We start from the raw sequence: 19,754 nt of genomic DNA on the forward strand, positions 1-19,754 counted from the left end.
CTTAACGGTCTCCCGTTATGATTTTCAGAGCACCCAGGCCTTGCTGGATGTTGGAATTGACCATGTTGGCAATACCATTGCCCGAATTTCCCGAACGTCCGGCAGGGAGGTTGGAAAGTTGGGTCTGGTTGCTGATATTGCCGCCCAGGTTGTTGGTGTTTTGAGTGACCAGGCGGTTGATGCCTGCACCACTGGCGACGTTGGCAAAGTCGCCGTCGCTCAACTCGTTCGTTTGCTGGAGGATTTGTCTGGACGGGTTGGCATTGACGGTCGTGGGGTTAGGGTCGGGGATGACCGGCGGGATGGTTGCATTGCGGGTCTGCACATCACGTTTGATCGTAATAATGCCGTTGTCAGCCTGTACCGGCAGGCAGATACCAGATCCCAATACGCATCCAATCATCAATAGGCTGTAGATGCTTCTATCAAATTTCCCCACGGCGGCAATTCCTTCTGTAAATGAAACGCTGGCCCTTATCAGCGTTGCGAGGTAGAGAGCAGAAGGTGTGCCGCTTTCTGTTTTTCTTTCAAAAACAGGTGGTTGACTTAAATTGTCGGGGTGGTCAAAAAAATTATGTAACGCCACTGAGACAGAGCCACGCAAAAACGCCGTCCATGCGGGCGGCGGTGCTCGCTGGGGGCATTGAACGAAGGTTGTATCACTGGCTTAACATTTTCTTGCGGGAACGCTCGAGCCGCTTTAGATCGCGGGTTTGCGCAGGAATGGGTGTTTCAGGGATGGACAGTTTCGGCGGGGTGGGGCCCCCAGGTCAGGCCTTGAGCAAGCGCGTCACAGCTTCGAATGCCGCGTCCTTGCGCTGTTGCCAGTCCCCTTGCAATACCTGGCAAGGCTGGCGGTGCAGGTCAAGCCATTCGCGGCTGGCCTGGAAAAACGTTTGGCGTTCTGCCAATTGCGGTTGGCAACGCTGCCCGTCGTCATGCCAGGCCACGGTTTCAGGGCTTAGCAGTAAATGCAGGTCGTAGTGCCGCGCCAGCAATGCGTGCTCGATCCATGCCGGGCAAGCGCCAAACAACGTGCGGCTCCAAAGGATATTGCTGAGTAGATGCGTATCGAGAATCAGCAGTGACGGTTGCCGGGCTCGTGCTTCGTCCTCCCACGTAAGCTGGCCATGAGCTATCGATGTAATGTCATCGTAGCGGGTTTCTCGAGCTTCGCTTTCGATAAAGTGCCGAACGTACTCTTCGACCAATATGCCGCCAAAGTTGGCGTGTATCTCGCCCGAAAGCCAGCTCTTGCCGCTCGATTCCGGGCCAGTGAGTACCAACACTTTCATGCGTGCAAGGCCGGGTCAGCGCGCCATTCACGCCAGCCTTGTACGGCAAGCAACAGGAACAACGCATAGAGGGCAGCAGTCAGGTACATGCCTTTATAAAGAAACAGCCCGACGAAAATCACATCAAGGGCGACCCACAACGGCCAGCACTGCACGCGTTTTTGCGCCATCCATAACTGTGCCACCAGGCTAAAGCCGGTCAGTGCAGCGTCGAGCCACGGCTGCGCGGCATCAGTCCAGTGCGCCATGGCGGCACCCAGCAACAGACTGCCGATGGCGCCGGCTGCAAGGCTCGTTGCGATCGACTTTCCATCGAGCAGGCTGACCTGCCGACCGGTATTCGCCTCACCCGCGCGGGTCCATTGCCACCAGCCGTAAATCTGCAGCGCGGCGTAGATCACTTGCAGGAGCATGTCCGAATACAGCTTCACTTCAAAAAAGATCCAGCTATAAAGCAGCACCATGACCAGACCGATCGGCCAGCACCAAGGGTTCTGTTTGACCGTCAACCAGACGGCAATCACGCCGAGGGAGGCGGCAAACAGTTCAAGCCCGGACATGGGGATTCCTTGGGGAAAACGAAATAGGGGGGCGGATTGTACCGGCAGGCGTCGCCAAGTAGAACCGGCTCTCGCGGTCTGTAGCAGCTGCCCTGTGGCGAGGGGGCTTGCCCCCGCTCGGCTGCGAAGCAGTCGTAAAACCTGAACGCACGGACTATCTGATGCACCGCGATGTCTGAATTCACGACTGCTCCGCAGCCGAACGGGGGCAAGCCCCCTCGCCACAGGGCAGCTGCTACAAGGGCGTTGTTACACCCGGAACTGTTTGAGAAGGCTGTTCACCTGCTCGCTCAAGTCCTTGAGCCGAACGCTGGCCACACTCGATTGCTCGGCTGCCAGCGCAGTGCTGTGGGACAAGCCTGCCGCCTGGGTGACGTTCTGATTGATGTCTTCCACCACATGGGCTTGCTGCAGGGTCGCGCTGGCGATCGAGGCGTTCAGTCCGTTGAGGTTGCGCAACGCCTGGCCGATTGCATTCAGGCTGGCGCCTGCCAGACCGGCCTGTTCGATGGTCAATTGCGACGCCCGGCTGCTGTCGCCGATCACTTTGACCGCCGCTTCGGAGTGAGTTTGCAGGCGTTCGATCATCGACTGGATCTCCGCCGTGGATTTCTGCGTACGCTGGGCCAACAGGCGCACTTCATCGGCCACCACCGCAAAGCCTCGACCTTGTTCACCGGCCCGGGCGGCTTCGATGGCTGCGTTGAGGGCCAACAGGTTGGTTTGCTCGGCAATGGAGCGGATCACCTCCAGCACGCTGCCTATCTGGGTACTTTCAGCCGCCAGGGTACGAATCACTTCAACCGCTTGATCAATGGTGCCGGACAGTTTGTCGATCTGCTGCAAGCTGCCATCAATGTTGATCTGGCCCTGCTGCGCCTGGGATTCGGCATCGCGCATTTCGCTGGCCGCATGTTCGGCATTCTTGGCCACGTCCTGCACGCCGTAAGTCACTTCATTGATCGCAGTCGCCACCAGTTCCATTTGCTGGGACTGTTGCTGGCTGCGCTGCTGAGCCTGTGCGGCGTCGTTGCCCAATTCGCTGGAGGACTGGCCCAAGGCACTGGCGGACACTTGCAGCTCGCTGATCACCCCTCGCAGTTTGGCGGTGAAGGCATTGAAGTGCCGGGCCAACTGAGTGACTTCATCCTGGCCATGGGTGTCGAGGCTGCGGGTCAGGTCGCTTTCACCGCTGGCAATATTGGCCATGGCGTTCACCGTGGCCTGAAGCGGACGCACGATGCTGCGAGCAATCATGATCACCAGCAACGCCATGATCAGCGCAATCACCAGGCCGACGAAAGAAGCCTTCCAGACCTGGGCATGGAACTCCGTCTGCATGTCATCGATATACACGCCGGAGCCAATTACCCAACCCCACGGCTCGAACAGTTTGACGTAAGAGGTTTTTTCAACCGGATCGCTGGCACCCGGTTTAGGCCAGCGGTAGTTGACCGTGCCGGCGCCCTTGGCCTTGGCCACGGCGACCATTTCGTTGAACAGTGCAAACCCGTCGGGGTCGCGGATCGCCGAGAGGTTCTGGCCATCGAGTTTGGGGTTGGCCGGGTGCATCACCATCACCGGCGTCAGATCGTTGATCCAGAAATAGTCGTTCTGGTCATAACGCAGCCCGCGCACGGCGGTCAGTGCCTGTTTCTGCGCGGCATCGCGGGTGAGCGTGCCGGCGGTTTCCAGGCCATGGTAGTAAGTCAGAATGCCGCTGGCGGTCTGCACCACGTGCTGGGTTTTCTGGGCCTTGGCCTGATACAGGTCGTCATGGATCTGCTTGAGCATCAACACGCCCAAGGTTAATAACATCACCACCGACACGATCAAGATGAGCCACAAGCGTCGGCTGATCGACACACTGCGCAAGCTGTTCATAACGCTGTCACTCCGATTTCTTTTTCTTGTAATAAACGATTGCCAGCATCCAACCACGCTTTGCCGGTCGGGCATATGCGACCCAAGTCTCATTACGCGGCAGCGTTATCGAGGCTTGTCTGATAGGATTTCGGCCCCGCGCGGAAAAACCTGAATCCAAGTTGATTTTTCACGGAATTTTTACGGTTTCGTCTGGATCCTTTGTGCGCGGGACTTCGGCTACGCTTGGCGCAGTGAACGATTAAAAAACTAACGGGGCATGCCTTGGCGCATCGCCTTTGGGGGATTGATGGATCTTTGGACCGCCTTTCAGGCATTGATTCTCGGGGTTGTAGAGGGGCTGACGGAGTTTTTGCCCATTTCGAGTACAGGCCACCAGATCATTGTGGCTGACCTGCTCAACTTCGGTGGCGAGCGCGCCATCGCTTTCAACATCATTATCCAGCTGGGGGCGATCCTGGCCGTGGTGTGGGAGTTTCGCCGCAAGATCTTCGATGTGGTCACCGGCTTGCGCACTCAGCCGAGCGCTCGACGCTTTACCGCGAACCTGCTGATCGCCTTCATGCCGGCCGTGGTGCTGGGGGTGATTTTTTCCGATTTGATTCACCACTACCTGTTTAACCCGATCACGGTGGCCACGGCATTGGTCGTGGGCGGTATCGTCATGCTCTGGGCTGAACGGCGCCAGCACGAAGTGCACGCCCACACCGTCGACGAAATCACCTGGAAAGATGCCCTGAAAGTCGGTTTTGCCCAATGCCTGGCCATGATTCCCGGGACTTCACGGTCCGGCTCGACCATCATTGGCGGTCTGCTGTTCGGGTTGTCGCGCAAGACTGCCACGGAGTTCTCGTTCTTCCTGGCGATGCCGACCATGGTCGCGGCAGCGGTGTATTCAGGCTACAAGTACCGCGACCTGTTCGTGCCGTCTGACTTCCCGGTATTTGCGCTCGGCTTCGTCACGGCGTTCATCTTCGCGATGATTGCCGTCAGGGCCTTGCTGGTCTTCATCGGCAGTCACAGCTACGCGGCATTCGCCTGGTATCGCATCGCGTTCGGCCTGGTGATCCTGGCTACTTGGCAGTTTGGCTGGGTCGACTGGACCGCGGTCAATCCATGAGTGACGCCAGCGCGCGCAACAACCCCGGACGCCGGTCCGGGGGCGAGCGGTTCCAGCATCCACGGCTGAAACTGCTGGTGTTGGCGGTCCTGTGCGCGCTGCCGCTGACGGGCTCGGTGTCGCTGTGGCTGCACGGGGTTTCGCTGATTCCCCTGGCGGCCTATGGCATCGTCAGCGTGCTGGCGTTCTTTCTGTACTGGAGCGACAAGCGCAAGGCGCGCGCCGACAGCTGGCGGACCCCGGAAAACGTGTTGCACGCGGTGGAACTGGCGGGCGGTTGGCCGGGTGCCCTGCTGGCTCAGCAGGTGTTTCGGCACAAGACCCGCAAGGTTTCGTACCAGCTGGTGTTCTGGCTGATTGTGCTCATGCACCAGGTGTTCTGGATCGATCAGCTGTTTCTTGGCGCCCATCTGTTTGCATTGTTCTAAAAGAAAGAACACTAAAGCAGCAGGCTGACCTGGGTACGCTTGGGCAGCTTGCTCACCACCAGTTGGTGCGAACGTTTCAACAATTCCTGCAGTTCCTCGGCACCCAGCGGGTAGGGCGTTTGCATGATGATCCATTGCGCCCGCGCCAGATACGGCGCCGGGTGGATGCCCGGACGGTCGCAATGCCCGAGGAACAGGTCCTTGTCGACCTTGAACGCCAGGGAATCGCCGCGCAGGTTCTGCAAGGCGAACATCTTGTTCCCGGCAATCGAAAACACCCGAACGCCTCCCCATTTGTAGTCTTCCCGCGCGCCGGGCAGCGCGAGACAGAATTGCGCGACGTCCTCTTCGCTCATGCGTCCAGCCTTCATATCAATCGGTCCCCGCAGGCATTGAATGATTCGATCAGATGGTCGATCCAGGCCCGCACGGCCGGCATCACGCCGCGCCTATGAGGGTAGACCGCTTGCAGCCAGCCGCCAGGCAATGACCAGTCGGGCAGCAACTGCACCAGCGAACCATTTTCCAGTTCCTGTTCGCAATACATCATCGGCAGCATGGTGAAACCCTGGCCGGCGAGCGTGCAGGCCTTGCGCACGATGAAATCGTCGATGCCCAATCGCGCTTCCAGGCTCAAGTCATAGCTTTTGCCCTGTTGATCGAGCATGCGGATGTGCACCATGCGGTCGGCTTCCAGCGCGCCGAGCACCGGCAAGGTTTTCAGGTCTTCGGGGTGGTTGATCTCACGGCCGTGCAGGAAGGCCGGGCTGGCGACCATCGCCATCTGAGCCTGGCGTAAGCGACGAGTCACCAGTAACGGATCCTCATCGCCCAACTCACGGACGCGCAGCGCGACATCGACGCCCTCGGTCACCAGATCGACCCGGCGATTGAGCAGCATGACTTCCAGCTGCACCTGGGGGTGTTTTTCCAGGAATCTGCTGATCACCGTCGGCAGCATTTCGTGGGCCAGGCCGACGGGGCAGGACACCCGCAAGCGTCCCCGGGGTTCGCTGGACATGCTCGCAACGGCCTCATCGGCCATCTCGGCTTCCAGCAGCATCGCCTGACAATGCCGCAGGTAGCGTTCGCCCACCGCCGTCAACTTGAGCTGGCGGGTGGTGCGTTGCAGCAGGCGCGCGCCGAGGCGTTCTTCCAGCTCGGCGATGCGTCGCGACAGCCGGGACTTGGGAATCCCCAGCAAACGCCCGGCCGCTGCGAAGCCGCCGGCTTCGACCACCTTGGCGAAATAGTAGAGATCATTGAGGTCTTGCATGACTGGACATCCGATTGTTCTATCAGTGGGACGAACTATCGCATTGTTGCGGGCTAATCAGCTATTGGTTTCATCTGTAGGATCCTCCCCATCAGATCGCCCGGTGGCGATCCTCACCTGGAGATCCCTTATGAAACTGTTGCATATCGATTCGAGCATTCTTGGTGACAACTCGGCTTCCCGTCTGCTGAGCAGCGAAGTCGTCAAAGCCTGGCAAGCCGCCGAGCCATCCGCCGTGGTGACCTACCGCGACCTGGCCGCTGATGCCATCAGCCATTTCTCCGCCACCACCCTGGTTGCCGCCGGCACCACCGCTGAGCTGCGCAACGCCGCACAACAGCACGAAGCCGATTTGAGCGCCACCACCCTGGCCGAATTCCTCGCGGCTGATGCTGTTGTCATTGCAGCGCCAATGTACAACTTCACCATCCCGACCCAGCTCAAGGCCTGGATCGACCGCATTGCCGTTGCCGGTCAGACCTTCCGCTACACCGAAGCCGGTCCTGAAGGCCTGTGCGGTGGCAAGAAAGTGGTGATCGTTTCGACATCCGGCGGTCTGCATGCAGGTCAGGCGACTGGCGTTGCCCACGAAGAGTACTTGAAGGTGCTGTTCGGCTTCATCGGCATCACCGACATCGAGTTTGTTCGTGCCCACGGCCTGGCCTATGGCGACGAAGTGCGCACCAAAGCCATGAGCGACGCTCACACGCAGATCAGCGAGCAATTGTTCGCCGCTGCGTAAGACTTGCGTAAAGCGCTTAAACAGCTCAGGCACCACCCAAAAAACTCTGTATTCTGATCACGCAAGTGCCAGATACGGAGTTTTTTGTTTCTGGCTATTACAGATTGTGGCCCGGGTTATGCAGTCTGGGGTTACCGACTCCGGTCCAGTAATAAGGTGGGGCATCCCATGGTGCGTCTTTGTGCAACGTTTCTGATTTGCCTGCTCAGCAGCCTGAATTCAGTGCACGCCGCGCCTGCGCCGCATCCTCACTGGAGCGTCGGCTTTCATGAAATGAGTTTTCTCGACCCGCTGGATTTGCAGCCGATGCGCGCCATTGCGTTCTATCCCTCCAGCGACCGGGAGCACACCAGCAAAATCGAGGGTTACACGGTCGAAGCCGGCGAAGACACCCGCGTTGCCATGGGTCGCTTCCCGATGTTGATGCTGTCTCACGGCAACACCGGAACCCCGCTGGCATTGCACGACCTTGCCACCTCGCTGGCGCGCAAAGGGTTTGTGGTGGTGGCGGTGATCCATCCCGGTGACAACTCCAAAGACCACAGCCGCCTCGGTACGTTGAGTAACCTTTACGGCCGGCCCATCCAGATTTCCGAAGCCATTACCGCAACCCTGGGTGATCGCATGCTCGCGCCGTTCGTCAATGCCGATCAGGTTGGTGTGATCGGTTATTCGGCGGGAGGTGAGACGGCGCTGATCCTCTCTGGAGCGACGCCTGATCTGGATCGTCTGCGCCGCTATTGCCAGGAACGTCCTGACGACCATGATGCCTGCAACACCCAAGGCGAACTGATTGTCGACCGCGACGACTTGCAACCCGTGGCGGATCCCCGCGTGCATGCGTTGCTGCTGATGGCGCCGCTGAGCCTGAAGTTCGGCCGCCACACCTTGGCTGACGTGCATGTGCCGGTGCTGCTCTACAGCGGCGATGGCGACAAACTGGTGGCATTTGACAAAAACGCCGCCGCCCTGGCGCGCAAACTGCCGATCGCGCCGGACTTCAAACTGCTGGCCGGGGCAGGGCACTTCGTGTTCATGGCGCCCTGCAATGAAGAGCAAATCGCCGCCATGCCGGCGCTGTGCACCGATGCCGACGGCGTCGATCGCGAAGACATTCATCGCAACATGGTGTCCGAAGCCGGGCGGTTTTTTTCGCATGCGCTGGGCAAGCCTACCCGGGCCGGGATGCAGACCGCGGATCAGTGATTTTCCCCGAACTCCTGTGGGAGCGGGCTTGCTCGCGAAGGCGGTGTATCAGACAACATTTATGTCGACTGACACTCCTTCTTCGCGAGCAAGCCCGCTCCCACAAGGGATCACAGGTGTCAGGCCATTGAGCGGCGTTTCAACAGTAAGGTCAGTCCGAGTCCGGTCACCGACAACATCGCCGCACTGAAGAAAATCCACGAATACCCCAGGTTCAACGCCACCGCGCCCATCAACGGTCCGGCAATCGCCAGTGCCAGATCGAAAAACACGGCATAGGCACTCAAACCCGCGCCGCGACTGGCGTTGGGCACTTGCTTGATCGCTTCAACCCCCAGCGCCGGGTACACCAGCGACAGACCGAACCCGGCCAGCCCCGCGCCGATCAGCGTATAAGCGGTCGAGGGCGCGAGCCACAGCAGCACCAGGCCCACGGTTTCAATGCTCATGCAGGCAATCGCCGAGGTGAAACCGCCGAAGCGGCTGATCGCGGAGATAAACAGCAACCGCGACAAAATAAAGCAGATGCCGAAGACCGTCAGGCAATAGGCCGCACCGGTCCAGCCACGACTGACGTAGTAGAGGGTAATAAAGGTCGTCAAGGTGCCGTAACCGATCGAGGCCAGGCTCAAACTCGCACCAAACGGTGCAATGCGCCCGAACACCGCCCAGAACGGCAGGCGTTCGCCGCGAATCACCGGTACCGAAGGCTTGTTGCGGATCAGCACCAGCGCGGCCAACGCCAACAGCGACAGCACGATCCCAAGGCTTGCAAAGCCGTACTCGGCGACCATCACCACACCCAGCGGCGCCCCGATCGCAATGGCGCCGTAAGACGCAATGCCGTTCCACGAAATCGAGCGCGCGGTGTGCTCCGCACCGACCTGGCCCATGCACCAACTGATCGTGCCCACGCCAATCAAGCCCTGGGCGATGCCAAGCAACAAGCGGCCGGCAATCAGGATCAACAGGCTCAGCAACGGAAAGCTTTGCAGCAGCGTTGAAATCAACGTCAATACGCCGCTCAACACGATCCCAGACAGACCGTAGACAATCGCCCGTTTGGTGCCAATGGTGTCCGACATGCGCCCGGCCATGGGCCGGCTGAGCAGGGTGGCCAGGTATTGGGAACCGATGGTCAACCCGGCGACGATTGCGCTGAATCCCAGTTGCTCATGGACATAGCCCGGCAACACCGCAATCGGCAGGCCGATGCAGAGGAAGGCAATAAAGGTATAGAAAACGATGGAGACGATCTGCAGGGTGATCGCCATTGAGCTTTGCGGTGGCAGTTGCTGCACAGACATGACGGCTCGTTCGCGGGCGGCGGCGGGAGAGCTGCATCATGGCTTGGGTAGGGAATAAAAGGAAGCAGGCTAACTATATCGGGCCTCGAATTTTGCGGTGCTATTGAGGGCCTCTTCGCGAGCAAGCCTGCTCCTACAGGGGGAACGCATTCAGAATGTGGGAGCGGGCTTGCTCGCGAAGGTTTCAGCACCAACGGATTTTTGGGCCCTGAAACGCAAAAAGCCCCGTCACAAGGACAGGGCTTTTCATTTATAGCGAACGCTTAGAACACAACGCCCTGGCTACGCAGGTAGTCATCATAAGTCCCGCTGAAATCGATCACGCCGCTAGGGCTGAGTTCGATAATGCGGGTGGCCAACGACGATACGAATTCACGGTCGTGGCTGACGAAAATCAGCGTGCCCGGGTAGTTCTCCAGCGCCAGGTTCAGCGCTTCGATGGATTCCATGTCCAAGTGGTTGGTCGGTTCGTCCATGATCAGCACGTTCGGCTTTTGCAGGATCAGTTTGCCGAACAGCATGCGACCTTGCTCACCACCGGAGATGACCTTGACCGACTTGAGGATCTCATCGTTAGAGAACAGCATCCGGCCGAGGGTGCCGCGAACGATTTGCTCGCCGCCCTGGGTCCATTGGCCCATCCAGTCGAACAGGTTGCAGTCGTCTTCGAAGTCGTGTGCGTGATCCTGAGCGTAGTAGCCCAGTTCCGCAGCGTCGGTCCACTTCACAGTACCGGCATCCGGGGTCAGTTCGTTGACCAGGGTGCGCAGCAGGGTGGTTTTACCGATACCGTTCGGGCCGATGATCGCCACGCGCTCGCCGGCTTCAACGACAAAGCTGAAGTCCTTGAACAGCGGCTTGCCGTCGAAGCCTTTGGCCATGCGCTCGACGATGACCGCCTGACGGTGCAGCTTCTTGGTTTGTTCGAAGCGGATGAACGGGCTCACACGACTCGAAGGCTTGACTTCGGCCAACTGGATCTTGTCGATCGCCTTGGCGCGCGACGTGGCCTGTTTGGCTTTCGAGGCGTTGGCCGAGAAGCGGCTGACGAACGATTGCAACTCGGAAATCTGCGCTTTCTTCTTGGCGTTGTCCGACAGCAGCTGCTCGCGGGACTGGGTCGCCACAGTCATGTACTCGTCGTAGTTGCCCGGGAACAGGCGCAGCTCGCCGTAGTCCAGGTCAGCCATGTGGGTGCACACGCTGTTCAGGAAGTGACGGTCGTGAGAGATGATGATCATCAGGCTGGAGCGCTGGGTCAGGATGTTTTCCAGCCAGCGGATGGTGTTGATATCCAGGTGGTTGGTCGGTTCGTCGAGCAACAGTACTTCAGGATCGGAGAACAGCGCCTGTGCCAGCAATACACGCAGTTTCCAGCCTGGGGAAACCTCGCTCATCGGGCCGAAGTGCTGTTCGATGCCGATACCCAGGCCCAGCAGCAATTCACCGGCACGGGATTCGGCGGTGTAGCCGTCCATTTCGGCGAATTCGGTTTCCAGCTCGGCCACAGCCATGCCGTCTTCTTCGGTCATTTCCGGCAGCGAGTAGATGCGGTCGCGCTCGGCTTTAACCTTCCACAGCTCTTCGTGACCCATGATCACGGTGTCGATGACGGTGAATTCTTCGTAGGCGAACTGGTCCTGGCGCAATTTACCCAGACGCACGTTCGGCTCGAGCATGACCTGGCCGCCGGACGGCTCGAGGTCACCGCCGAGGATTTTCATGAAAGTCGACTTGCCGCAACCGTTGGCGCCGATCAGGCCATAGCGGTTGCCCGCGCCGAACTTGACCGAAACGTTTTCGAATAGCGGCTTGGCGCCGAATTGCATCGTGATGTTAGCTGTAGAGATCAAAGGTTTTTCCTGCGAAGCATTCAGAGTAGCTAGGGTTGCGGCAGTACCGATTCAGTACCCGTTTCCGGTTTTCAAACCACGGGAAATGCATCCCGGTCAGAAGCGGAAGGTCCATCTGGCAATAAGTGGACAGCAGCAGTTGGAGCGCTTGGCCCGAGTCGAAGTGCGCTGAGACGGGGTTCATTCCCGTCATCAACCAAGGGGGGCGCGTAATGTTTGGCGGCGATTGTACTGGTCTGGCTCTTTAAACGATAGGGCGTTAAGGCCGCACGGGCGCTTTGGCGGCACCAGCGGACAGATTTTCACATTTGAAGGTTAACTATTGGTTACAAAATGAGACTAAAATGCCACTTTCCACCAGGCGCCGACCGTCGGCGCAGGCTCAAGGACGTGCCACCGGGACCGCTGTTTCGTATTCAGACGCTGCACAAGTCCCCTGTGCCGCTAGGTTGGCCGGGGAAGCAGTTTGTTCACCTCTGACGTGTGACGATTTCTGTGAAACTGATCATTGCCGCTATCTATGTAGTATCCATTGCCTATGTCCACCTGCGCGGTCGGGTGCGCCACAAGCTGGGTCGCCAACTGAGCGATCACTCGTCGTTTCTCGCGCCGATCAATTGCTTCCTTTATCTGTTCTCGAAAATCCCCAACAAGCCTTACCTCAATCCGGCCGATTTTCCGGACCTGAGCCCGTTGCAGGAGCATTGGGAAGAAATACGCGCCGAAGGCCAGAACCTGCTCAGGGCCGGGGAGATCAAGCGTTCGAACCAATACGACGACGTCGGTTTCAACTCATTCTTCAAGACCGGCTGGAAGCGTTTCTACTTGAAGTGGTATGGCGACAGCCATCCTTCGGCGACGAAACTCTGCCCACGTACCACCGAGCTGGTGCAAAGCATCGGGTCGATCAAAGCCGCGATGTTCGCCGAGTTGCCGCCGGGGTCCAAACTGGTCCGCCACCGCGATCCCTACGCCGGCTCGTACCGTTATCACCTGGGCCTGGAAACGCCCAACGATGCCGGTTGTTACATCAATGTCGATGGCGAGAACTACCACTGGCGCGACGGTGAAGCAGTAATGTTCGACGAGACCTTCATTCACTACGCCGAAAACACCACCCAGCAGAACCGTATCATTCTGTTCTGTGACGTCGAGCGTCCGATGAAGTATCGCTGGGCGGCGGCGTTCAATGGCTGGTTCAGCCGTAACGTGATGTCGGCGGCGGGCGCGCCGAATGATGCGGGGGACAAGACCGGTGGCATCAACCGTCTGTTCGCCAAGATTTACAAGATTCGCCTGCGGGGCAAGGCGCTGAAGAAGAGTAATCGCAAACTTTACTACCTTGAGAAGTGGGCGATTTTTGGTGGGTTGCTTGCATTCTTTGTACTGATCTGAACTCTGCGTCGCCGCTTATTACGCCATCGCCAGCAGGCTGGCTACCAAATGCATTCCAACTGTGGGAGCTAGCCTGCTGGCGATGGGGCCGGTAGATTCTCCGAAAAACGCTCAGACACTCCGTACGATCAACCACTCGACCGCTTCGTGGTTTTTTTCGCTGCTGCCGATTTCTCCGCAGCCTTCGGTTTCGCAACCGTCTTCCCGCCAGCCTTGCCCCCCAAACTGCGTTTAAGCAACTCGGTCAAATCGATAACATCCGCCGTTTTACGTTCCTCTTCACCCGTCGCCGTTTCCACATCCTCGATCTTCCCTTCATTGGCCTTCTTCTCGACCAACGCCATGATCTTGTCTTCAAAACTGTCGCGGTAATCCTCAGGTTTCCAGTCCGCGCTCATGTCTTGCACCAGACGCTTGGCCATGTCGAGCTCGCCCTTGGCCAGTTCGGGCTTGGTCACTTCAGTGCCCAACTCCAGCGTATCCAGGCTGCGCACTTCAGCGGGCCAACGCAGCATCACCAACACCATCGCCGATTCCAGCGGCATCAACGCCGCCAGGTGCTGACGGGTATGCAGGACAACGTGGGCGAGGGCGACCTTATTGGTCTTGCTGAGAGTTTCGCGCAATAACGCATACACCTTGCCGCCGCGTTTATCCGGCGCCAGGTAGTAGGGCGTGTCGATGTTTTGCAGGGGGATCTGTTCGGCGTCGACAAAGGAAAAGATGTCGATGGTCTGCGTGGATAACGGGTGCGCCGACTTGATCTCGTCCTCGCTGAGCACCACGTAGCGGCCCTTTTCGTATTGCACACCTTTGACGATATTTTCCTTGGTGACTTCCTTGCCTGTGACCTTGTTGACGCGCTTGTAACCCACCGGCTCCATGCTGCGGCTGTCGAGCCAGTCGAAATCCACCCCTTGCGAAGACGTCGCCGAGACCAGCGCCACAGGGATATGCACCAGCCCGAAACTGATTGCGCCTTTCCAGATTGCCCGTGCCATGGTCGTCTACTCGCAAGTGATGTGTTCAGGTGACCCGCAGCGCGGCGCAAAAGTTTCAGCGGGCTGCGGCCCGGTCCTGCTGGGCCGTCAACTGGTGTTACATCTTGTGAAAGAGGTTTTAGTTAACAAATCCGAACCCCGGGCGTAGCGTGCTATCGAAGATCCTATCCGCGCTGCCGTCCAGAGGCCTTCCATGAACCGATTCGTGCTCGCCTGCACCGTACTGGCATTCAGTGGCCTGTTGAGCAATCTGGCCCGGGCCGACGTTCCTTCTTTACAGCTGGCCCAAAGTCCGACGGGCGCCGGCAATAACAACCCTTACAACAGCCCGATCCGCCGGGCCAATCCCAATAGCATGCAAGGCACGCAGCCGAGTGCCCCGGTCATTCGCGGGCCGAACACCGTGCCCGTGCCGCGGCCACCCACGTTGGATAACGGCGGTATCGGCAATCGCTATCCCCAGAACCGAACGGCGCCCGCCAGCCCTCCCAAATTCATTCCCAATCCGCCTCATCGAGACGCAGACACCAGCAACCGTTGAACGGCAGGACAGCGTTCTTGCCAGCCATTCGAACGACAAAAGGAATCGTGCATGTTGCGTAAAACCCTCTTGGCCACCTTCTGCGCCAGCGTACTGATCACCGCCACGCCCCCCGTTCTTGCGGCGCCGTCCCAGGAAATGAAAAGCGAACAGGGCACTCTTGAGGTCACGCAAGTCGCCAAAGGACTTGAACATCCATGGGCCCTGGCGTTCCTGCCTGATCGCAAGGGCATGCTGGTCACGGAACGGCCCGGCGACCTGCGGGTGGTCGGTTACGACGGCAAGCTGTCGGCACCGATCGATGGCGTGCCCAAGGTCTGGGCCAAGGGGCAGGGCGGCTTGCTGGATGTGGTGCTGTCACCCGACTTCAAACAGGACCGCACCGTGTATCTGTCCTACGCCGAAGGTGGCGGCGCGGGCGACAAGGCCGGCACGGCGGTAGGGCGGGGGCAATTGTCCGAAGATTTGAACACCCTCAAGGATTTCAAAGTGATTTTCCGCCAGGAACCCAAGCTGTCAGTCGGCAATCACTTCGGCTCGCGATTGGTGTTTGATCGCGACGGTTATCTGTTCATCACCTTGGGTGAAAACAACGATCGGCCAACCGCCCAGGACCTCGACAAGCTGCAAGGCAAGGTCGTGCGGATCTACCCGGACGGCAAGGTGCCGGACGACAACCCCTTTGTCGGCCAGGCCGGGGTGCGTCCGGAAATCTGGTCCTATGGCCAACGCAATCCGCAAGGCGCGGCGCTCAATCCGTGGACCGGCGTCCTCTGGGAGAACGAGCATGGCCCGCAGGGTGGTGATGAAATCAACATCATCGAACGCGGCAAGAACTACGGCTGGCCGCTGGCGACCCACGGCATCAACTATTCCGGCCAGCCGATTCCGGAAGCCGAAGGCAAGACCGCTGAAGGCACCGTGGGGCCTCACCATGTCTGGGAAAAGTCGCCGGGCATCAGCGGCATGGCGTTCTATGACGCTGATCGCTTCAAGGCCTGGCAGCACAACGTGTTCATCGGTGCGCTGGTGAGCCAGGAGTTGATTCGCTTGCAGTTTGATGGGGACAAAGTGGTTCACGAAGAACGCTTGCTCGGTGAGCTCAACAAGCGCATTCGCGATGTTCGGCAGGGGCCGGATGGGTATTTGTATGTGCTGACCGATGAGGACGATGGCGGGCTGTACAAAATCGGCCTGAAGTAACTGGTTCCTGAAACCACCACTTACCCTGTGGGAGCGAGCTTGCTCGCGATAGCGGCGTATCAGTCACCAACAGTGTCGGATGTGAAACCGCCATCGCGAGCAAGCTCGCTCCCACAATGGATGGGTGGCGTCACCGGGCATACAAGATAACTGCCGCCCGAAGCTTGCCCCGGCCAAAGCTGCACATCTTCTCGAACTCTCCATGGCTGACGGGCAAATGCTGGCAGTCCATCGGTTGACGATGCTGGCTGTGGTCCACATCCGGGTCGTGCAGGTAGACGAATTCGTCATCGCAATCGGTGACGATCACCCAATGCGGCGCTTTGGAGCGGGTCAGCCGATAGCTGCTGATCAGCACCAGCGGTTGACCGCCATCGTTCAGTAACCGAGGAAGGTCCAGCGGACCACCGATCACTCGCTCCACATCAGTTTCTTCCAACTGTGTGGTGAATTCGTCGTGCACCAAACGCATTACGTCTTTTTTATGCTCATCGCGCACGCCATCGAGGAACAACGGTCCCGCCATGCTCAGTTGCAGCCGCACCCGAAAACCCCGACGCCAGGCCGCCAGCGCCAAGCCTTGAGGGCTGCAGCCGCCATGACCTGAGGTCATGAACACCGTCGTCGCCTCGCGCCAGATTTGCAGTTCCTCGCGACGTTCCAGCCATCGATCACCTTGCAGCGCCCCCATGGCCATCAGCAGGCAAGCCGGTCCACAGGTGAAATCGGTGGTTTGCCGGTACCAGGGCACCTTGATGTTGCGCGAATCGCGGTGCTCAAGAATGCGTTTTTCCAGGCGCAGCGCATCGGCATGGTCCTGGTAATAGTCATGGATCAGCGCGAAACGCCGGTAACCGTTGCGCTCATACAAGGCAATCGCCGCGGGGTTGTCGATGCGCACTTCTAGCCGCAAGTAGGCACAATCATGTTCTAGGGCGCAGGATTCGATGCGTTCGAGCAACTGCTTGCCCAGCCCACTGCCGCGCGCCCCGGTCGCGATGGCAATCGAGTAAAGCCGCGCCAGCGAAGTGCCTCGGTGAAACAGCACCACCGCGTAGCCGACCAATTGCTCGCCACGCTGGGCCACCAGTAACTGGCCATGCGCCCGGGTGATCATCCACAGAAAGCTGCGACCGTTGAGCCGATCCGTGGTGAAACATTGTTGTTCGAGTTCCAGCAGTGCGGGTAAGTCTTCAACCACCGCCAAGCGAAAGACAGTATTCATATGACCGCCGTAAAAGTTGCGTAACGAAACGGGACTTTCGAAAAAGTTCGTGCTTAATAGGAAAGGTCTTGTTCTCCAACGGATCAATCACTATGTCAGCGGTACAAGGTCATTGGCGCGAAGTATCCGAGCAAACTTTGCCGGCAGCAACTTATTTAAATGACGCAGGCAGAACTTCCAGTCAGTTGATTATCATCGTCGAACGCAAGGAAGACTGGGCCTCGTATTTTCCCAGCGAGGATATTGTCAGCGCCCAGGAATACCTCGAGCAGACGCGGGACAACGAACAGGGCAAACGGGTCCAGGTGATCAACCTGTGCCGCAGCTACAAGTATCTGGGCCACGGTTATTACTGCTCGTTGCTTGCCGAAGCGCGGGGGCACAAGGTCATTCCGTCGGTGCGGACCATCAGCGAATTGACCAGAAAATCCCTGTACGGCCTGGCGCTGGACGACCTGGACAAACCCCTGGAAAAAGCCCTCAGCAATCACCTTTACAGCGACACCGAAGGCTTTACCCTGACGTTGTACTTTGGCAAAACCAACATCGAGCCGTTGCAGGATTTGGCGCGTCAGTTGTTTGAAGTGTTTCCGTGTCCAATATTATTAGTTGAGTTTCGCCGAACTAACGGCTGGCACATCGAAGGTATAAAGTCCGGCGCCTTGCATAGGTTGCGCGAAGACCAGGAAGATCAATTCGCTAACTCTCTGGACAGTTTCAGTCGCAAGATCTGGCGCGTGCCGCGTTCACGACGACTGGCCCGTTATGACCTGGCCATCCTGCATGATCCGCAGGAAGCCTTGCCGCCCTCCAACGCGAAGGCGCTGGATAATTTCATACGCGTCGGCAAGACCTTGGGCATCGATGTGGAGTTGATCGAGCGCAAAGACTACGCGCGCATCGCCGAATACGACGGCTTGCTGATCCGCGAGACTACCAGCGTCGACAACCACACCTATCGCTTCGCGAAAAAAGCCGAGAGCGAGGGGCTGGTGGTGATGGACGACCCGACGTCGATCCTGCGCTGCACCAACAAGGTCTACCTGACCGATCTGCTCAAGAGCCATCAACTCGGCATGCCGGCCACCGAAATCCTCTACAAGGATCGACCGGAAGATTTCGAAAGGGTCGGCGAACGCCTGGGTTTTCCCTTGGTGCTGAAGATCCCCGACGGCTGCTTCTCCAGGGGCGTGATCAAGGTCGAAAGCCAGCAAGCCTTGCTCGAAGCCACCGCCGAATTGTTCGAACACTCGGTGCTGTTGCTGGCCCAGGAATTCTTCTACACCGAATACGACTGGCGCATCGGCGTGCTCAACCGCAAACCGATCTTCGCCTGCCAATACTTCATGTCCAAGGGCCATTGGCAAATCTACAACCACAAGGCCAAGGGCCAGGACATCAACGGCGAATGCCGCACGCTCGCGGTCCACGAAGCCCCGCGCGCCGTGGTCGACCTGGCTGTGAAAACCGCCAACCTGATCGGCGACGGCCTTTACGGCGTCGACCTCAAGCAATCCGGCGACAAGGTGGTGGTGATCGAAGTCAACGACAACCCCAACATGGACGCCGGAATCGAAGACGCGTACCTGCAGGACGATCTGTACTCGCTGGTGCTGGAGGAGTTCGTCCGTCGGCTGGAACTGAAGCGTCGCGGCCAGGCCTGGTGATCGGCCGATGATCAGAAGCTTTCAACTGGTCGGCGGCGCCTTGCAATCGGTCGAGCGACTAGACGCTGAGGTGATGTTGTTCAGCAATCCCGATGCCGCCGAACGGGATCTGTTGCACAGCCATTTCAAGCTCGATGAGCACGCGCTGGCCTCGGCCCTGGACCCTGACGAGGTGTCGCGCATCGAGTTCCACCCCGACAACCTGTTCCTGATCTGGAAGCGCCCGGAGAATTACTCCGGCGCCGGCAGCCTGGCCTTTGAAGTGTCGTCCTGTGGCCTGTTGTTTTCAGCGCAGCGATTGCTGGTGATTGCCACCGACGATGCGCCGCTGCACGGGCTCGGCACCCGGCAGCGGTTGAATACGCCGCTGGATGTGCTGCTCGATCTGCTGTTCAACAACATCCATCACTATTTGGGTCATCTGAAGGTGATCAAGCTGGTTGCCCGGGAGTTGCAGCAGAAATTCAACGCCTCCATGCAGAACCAGCACCTGATCCAGATGTTCAACCTCAGCGAAAGCCTGATCTATTACATCAACGCGATTCACAGCAACGGCGCGGTCCTGACGCGGCTGCGCAATCACGCGGCCAAGGAACACTTCAGCGCCGAAGCCATCGGCCTGATCGACGACCTGATCATCGAAAACAACCAGTGCTACAAACAGGCGGAAATCTATTCCACGGTGTTCTCCGGGCTGATCGATGCCCGGGGTAACCTGATGAACAACAGCATGAACAACCTGCTGCGCAAGCTGACATTAATTAACGTGGTGTTTCTGCCGTTGAACCTGATTGCGAGCATTGGCGGTATGTCCGAGTTCAGCATGATGACCCGGGACACGCCGTGGTGGGTGTCGTATCCGTTGTTTCTGACGGCGATGATGGTTGGAGCGGGGGCGATGGTGTTTGGGCTCAGGCGGTTGGCGAAATGACGGTGTTGGCAGTCAGGCCGCAATCGCGGGCAAGCCCGCTCCCACAGGTTAGGTGTCGTCTGTAAGAACACCGATAACCTGTGGGAGCGGGCTTGCCCGCGATTGCTTTAGCAGCATCAA

General features: G+C 58.7%; 19 protein-coding genes. 9 read left to right on the forward strand and 10 right to left on the reverse strand.

Going from position 1 to position 19,754, the window contains the following annotated elements:
- Window position 1 precedes the first annotated feature (1 nt).
- From DJ564_RS15405 to DJ564_RS15420, 4 genes are all read right to left on the reverse strand, one after another.
- Window positions 2-439: a hypothetical protein gene (locus tag DJ564_RS15405; protein WP_109630913.1), complete on the reverse strand. Its 438-nt coding sequence runs from the start codon at window positions 437-439 to the stop codon at window positions 2-4.
- Window positions 440-770: 331 nt separating this feature from the next.
- Window positions 771-1,295 carry an AAA family ATPase gene (locus DJ564_RS15410; protein WP_109630916.1) on the reverse strand — a complete coding sequence of 175 codons (525 nt, stop codon included), beginning with the start codon at window positions 1,293-1,295 and terminating at the stop codon, window positions 771-773.
- Complete coding sequence (gene pnuC / locus DJ564_RS15415; protein WP_109630919.1) at window positions 1,292-1,855, reverse strand: nicotinamide riboside transporter PnuC; 564 nt, start codon at window positions 1,853-1,855, stop codon at window positions 1,292-1,294. Before pnuC ends, DJ564_RS15410 begins: the two co-directional genes overlap by 4 nt.
- A 249-nt stretch (window positions 1,856-2,104) precedes the next feature.
- Entirely contained in the window at window positions 2,105-3,739 is a 1,635-nt protein-coding gene (locus DJ564_RS15420) for a methyl-accepting chemotaxis protein (protein WP_109630922.1), read from the reverse strand.
- Between the two features lie 289 nt (window positions 3,740-4,028).
- Between DJ564_RS15420 and DJ564_RS15425 the strand changes: the two genes are divergently transcribed.
- Together DJ564_RS15425 and DJ564_RS15430 are read left to right on the forward strand one after the other, a co-directional pair.
- The gene (locus tag DJ564_RS15425) at window positions 4,029-4,859 is read left to right on the forward strand and encodes an undecaprenyl-diphosphate phosphatase (protein WP_109636040.1); all 831 of its coding nucleotides are present in this window, start codon (window positions 4,029-4,031) and stop codon (window positions 4,857-4,859) included.
- Window positions 4,856-5,287 carry a DUF1294 domain-containing protein gene (locus DJ564_RS15430; RefSeq protein WP_109630925.1) on the forward strand — a complete coding sequence of 144 codons (432 nt, stop codon included), beginning with the start codon at window positions 4,856-4,858 and terminating at the stop codon, window positions 5,285-5,287. The genes DJ564_RS15425 and DJ564_RS15430 overlap by 4 nt, the downstream gene beginning before the upstream one ends.
- A gap of 11 nt (window positions 5,288-5,298) precedes the next feature.
- Here DJ564_RS15430 and DJ564_RS15435 read toward each other — a convergent pair whose 3' ends face one another.
- Together DJ564_RS15435 and DJ564_RS15440 are read right to left on the reverse strand one after the other, a co-directional pair.
- Window positions 5,299-5,658 (reverse strand): MmcQ/YjbR family DNA-binding protein, encoded by a 360-nt coding sequence (locus DJ564_RS15435; protein ID WP_109630928.1) that lies wholly within the window; start codon window positions 5,656-5,658, stop codon window positions 5,299-5,301.
- Complete coding sequence (locus tag DJ564_RS15440; protein WP_109630931.1) at window positions 5,655-6,563, reverse strand: LysR substrate-binding domain-containing protein; 909 nt, start codon at window positions 6,561-6,563, stop codon at window positions 5,655-5,657. Before DJ564_RS15440 ends, DJ564_RS15435 begins: the two co-directional genes overlap by 4 nt.
- Before the next feature lie 130 nt (window positions 6,564-6,693).
- Here DJ564_RS15440 and DJ564_RS15445 point away from each other — a divergent pair, with 130 nt between their 5' ends.
- Together DJ564_RS15445 and DJ564_RS15450 are read left to right on the forward strand one after the other, a co-directional pair.
- A complete protein-coding gene (locus DJ564_RS15445) occupies window positions 6,694-7,305 on the forward strand; it encodes an FMN-dependent NADH-azoreductase (RefSeq protein ID WP_109630934.1) in 612 nt (203 codons plus the stop codon).
- Between the two features lie 168 nt (window positions 7,306-7,473).
- Window positions 7,474-8,511 carry a dienelactone hydrolase gene (locus tag DJ564_RS15450; RefSeq protein ID WP_010460523.1) on the forward strand — a complete coding sequence of 346 codons (1,038 nt, stop codon included), beginning with the start codon at window positions 7,474-7,476 and terminating at the stop codon, window positions 8,509-8,511.
- Window positions 8,512-8,630: 119 nt separating this feature from the next.
- Here the strand turns inward: DJ564_RS15450 and DJ564_RS15460 are convergent, their stop codons facing one another.
- Window positions 8,631-9,818 carry an MFS transporter gene (locus DJ564_RS15460; protein WP_109630937.1) on the reverse strand — a complete coding sequence of 396 codons (1,188 nt, stop codon included), beginning with the start codon at window positions 9,816-9,818 and terminating at the stop codon, window positions 8,631-8,633.
- A 263-nt stretch (window positions 9,819-10,081) separates the two neighbouring features.
- Window positions 10,082-11,671: an ABC-F family ATPase gene (locus tag DJ564_RS15465; protein ID WP_109630940.1), complete on the reverse strand. Its 1,590-nt coding sequence runs from the start codon at window positions 11,669-11,671 to the stop codon at window positions 10,082-10,084.
- A 495-nt stretch (window positions 11,672-12,166) separates the two neighbouring features.
- Here DJ564_RS15465 and lpxO point away from each other — a divergent pair, with 495 nt between their 5' ends.
- Window positions 12,167-13,066 carry a lipid A hydroxylase LpxO gene (gene lpxO / locus DJ564_RS15470; protein WP_109630942.1) on the forward strand — a complete coding sequence of 300 codons (900 nt, stop codon included), beginning with the start codon at window positions 12,167-12,169 and terminating at the stop codon, window positions 13,064-13,066.
- Between the two features lie 128 nt (window positions 13,067-13,194).
- Here the strand turns inward: lpxO and DJ564_RS15475 are convergent, their stop codons facing one another.
- Window positions 13,195-14,067: a Ku protein gene (locus tag DJ564_RS15475; protein WP_109630945.1), complete on the reverse strand. Its 873-nt coding sequence runs from the start codon at window positions 14,065-14,067 to the stop codon at window positions 13,195-13,197.
- 193 nt (window positions 14,068-14,260) lie between these two features.
- Between DJ564_RS15475 and DJ564_RS15480 the strand changes: the two genes are divergently transcribed.
- Window positions 14,261-14,608: a hypothetical protein gene (locus DJ564_RS15480; RefSeq protein WP_109630949.1), complete on the forward strand. Its 348-nt coding sequence runs from the start codon at window positions 14,261-14,263 to the stop codon at window positions 14,606-14,608.
- 51 nt (window positions 14,609-14,659) lie between these two features.
- On the forward strand, window positions 14,660-15,811 hold the full coding sequence (locus DJ564_RS15485; RefSeq protein WP_109630951.1) for a PQQ-dependent sugar dehydrogenase: 1,152 nt from the start codon (window positions 14,660-14,662) through the stop codon (window positions 15,809-15,811).
- A 130-nt stretch (window positions 15,812-15,941) separates the two neighbouring features.
- Here the strand turns inward: DJ564_RS15485 and DJ564_RS15495 are convergent, their stop codons facing one another.
- Entirely contained in the window at window positions 15,942-17,036 is a 1,095-nt protein-coding gene (locus tag DJ564_RS15495) for a peptidase C39 family protein (RefSeq protein WP_109630957.1), read from the reverse strand.
- Window positions 17,037-17,128: 92 nt separating this feature from the next.
- Here DJ564_RS15495 and DJ564_RS15500 point away from each other — a divergent pair, with 92 nt between their 5' ends.
- Both DJ564_RS15500 and DJ564_RS15505 read left to right on the forward strand, forming a co-directional pair.
- Window positions 17,129-18,703 carry a RimK family protein gene (locus DJ564_RS15500; protein ID WP_109630960.1) on the forward strand — a complete coding sequence of 525 codons (1,575 nt, stop codon included), beginning with the start codon at window positions 17,129-17,131 and terminating at the stop codon, window positions 18,701-18,703.
- A gap of 7 nt (window positions 18,704-18,710) precedes the next feature.
- Window positions 18,711-19,634 (forward strand): magnesium transporter CorA family protein, encoded by a 924-nt coding sequence (locus DJ564_RS15505; protein WP_109630962.1) that lies wholly within the window; start codon window positions 18,711-18,713, stop codon window positions 19,632-19,634.
- The last annotated feature ends 120 nt before the right edge of the window (window positions 19,635-19,754 follow it).

The organism is Pseudomonas sp. 31-12 (assembly GCF_003151075.1).
Taxonomy (GTDB): Bacteria; Pseudomonadota; Gammaproteobacteria; order Pseudomonadales; family Pseudomonadaceae; genus Aquipseudomonas.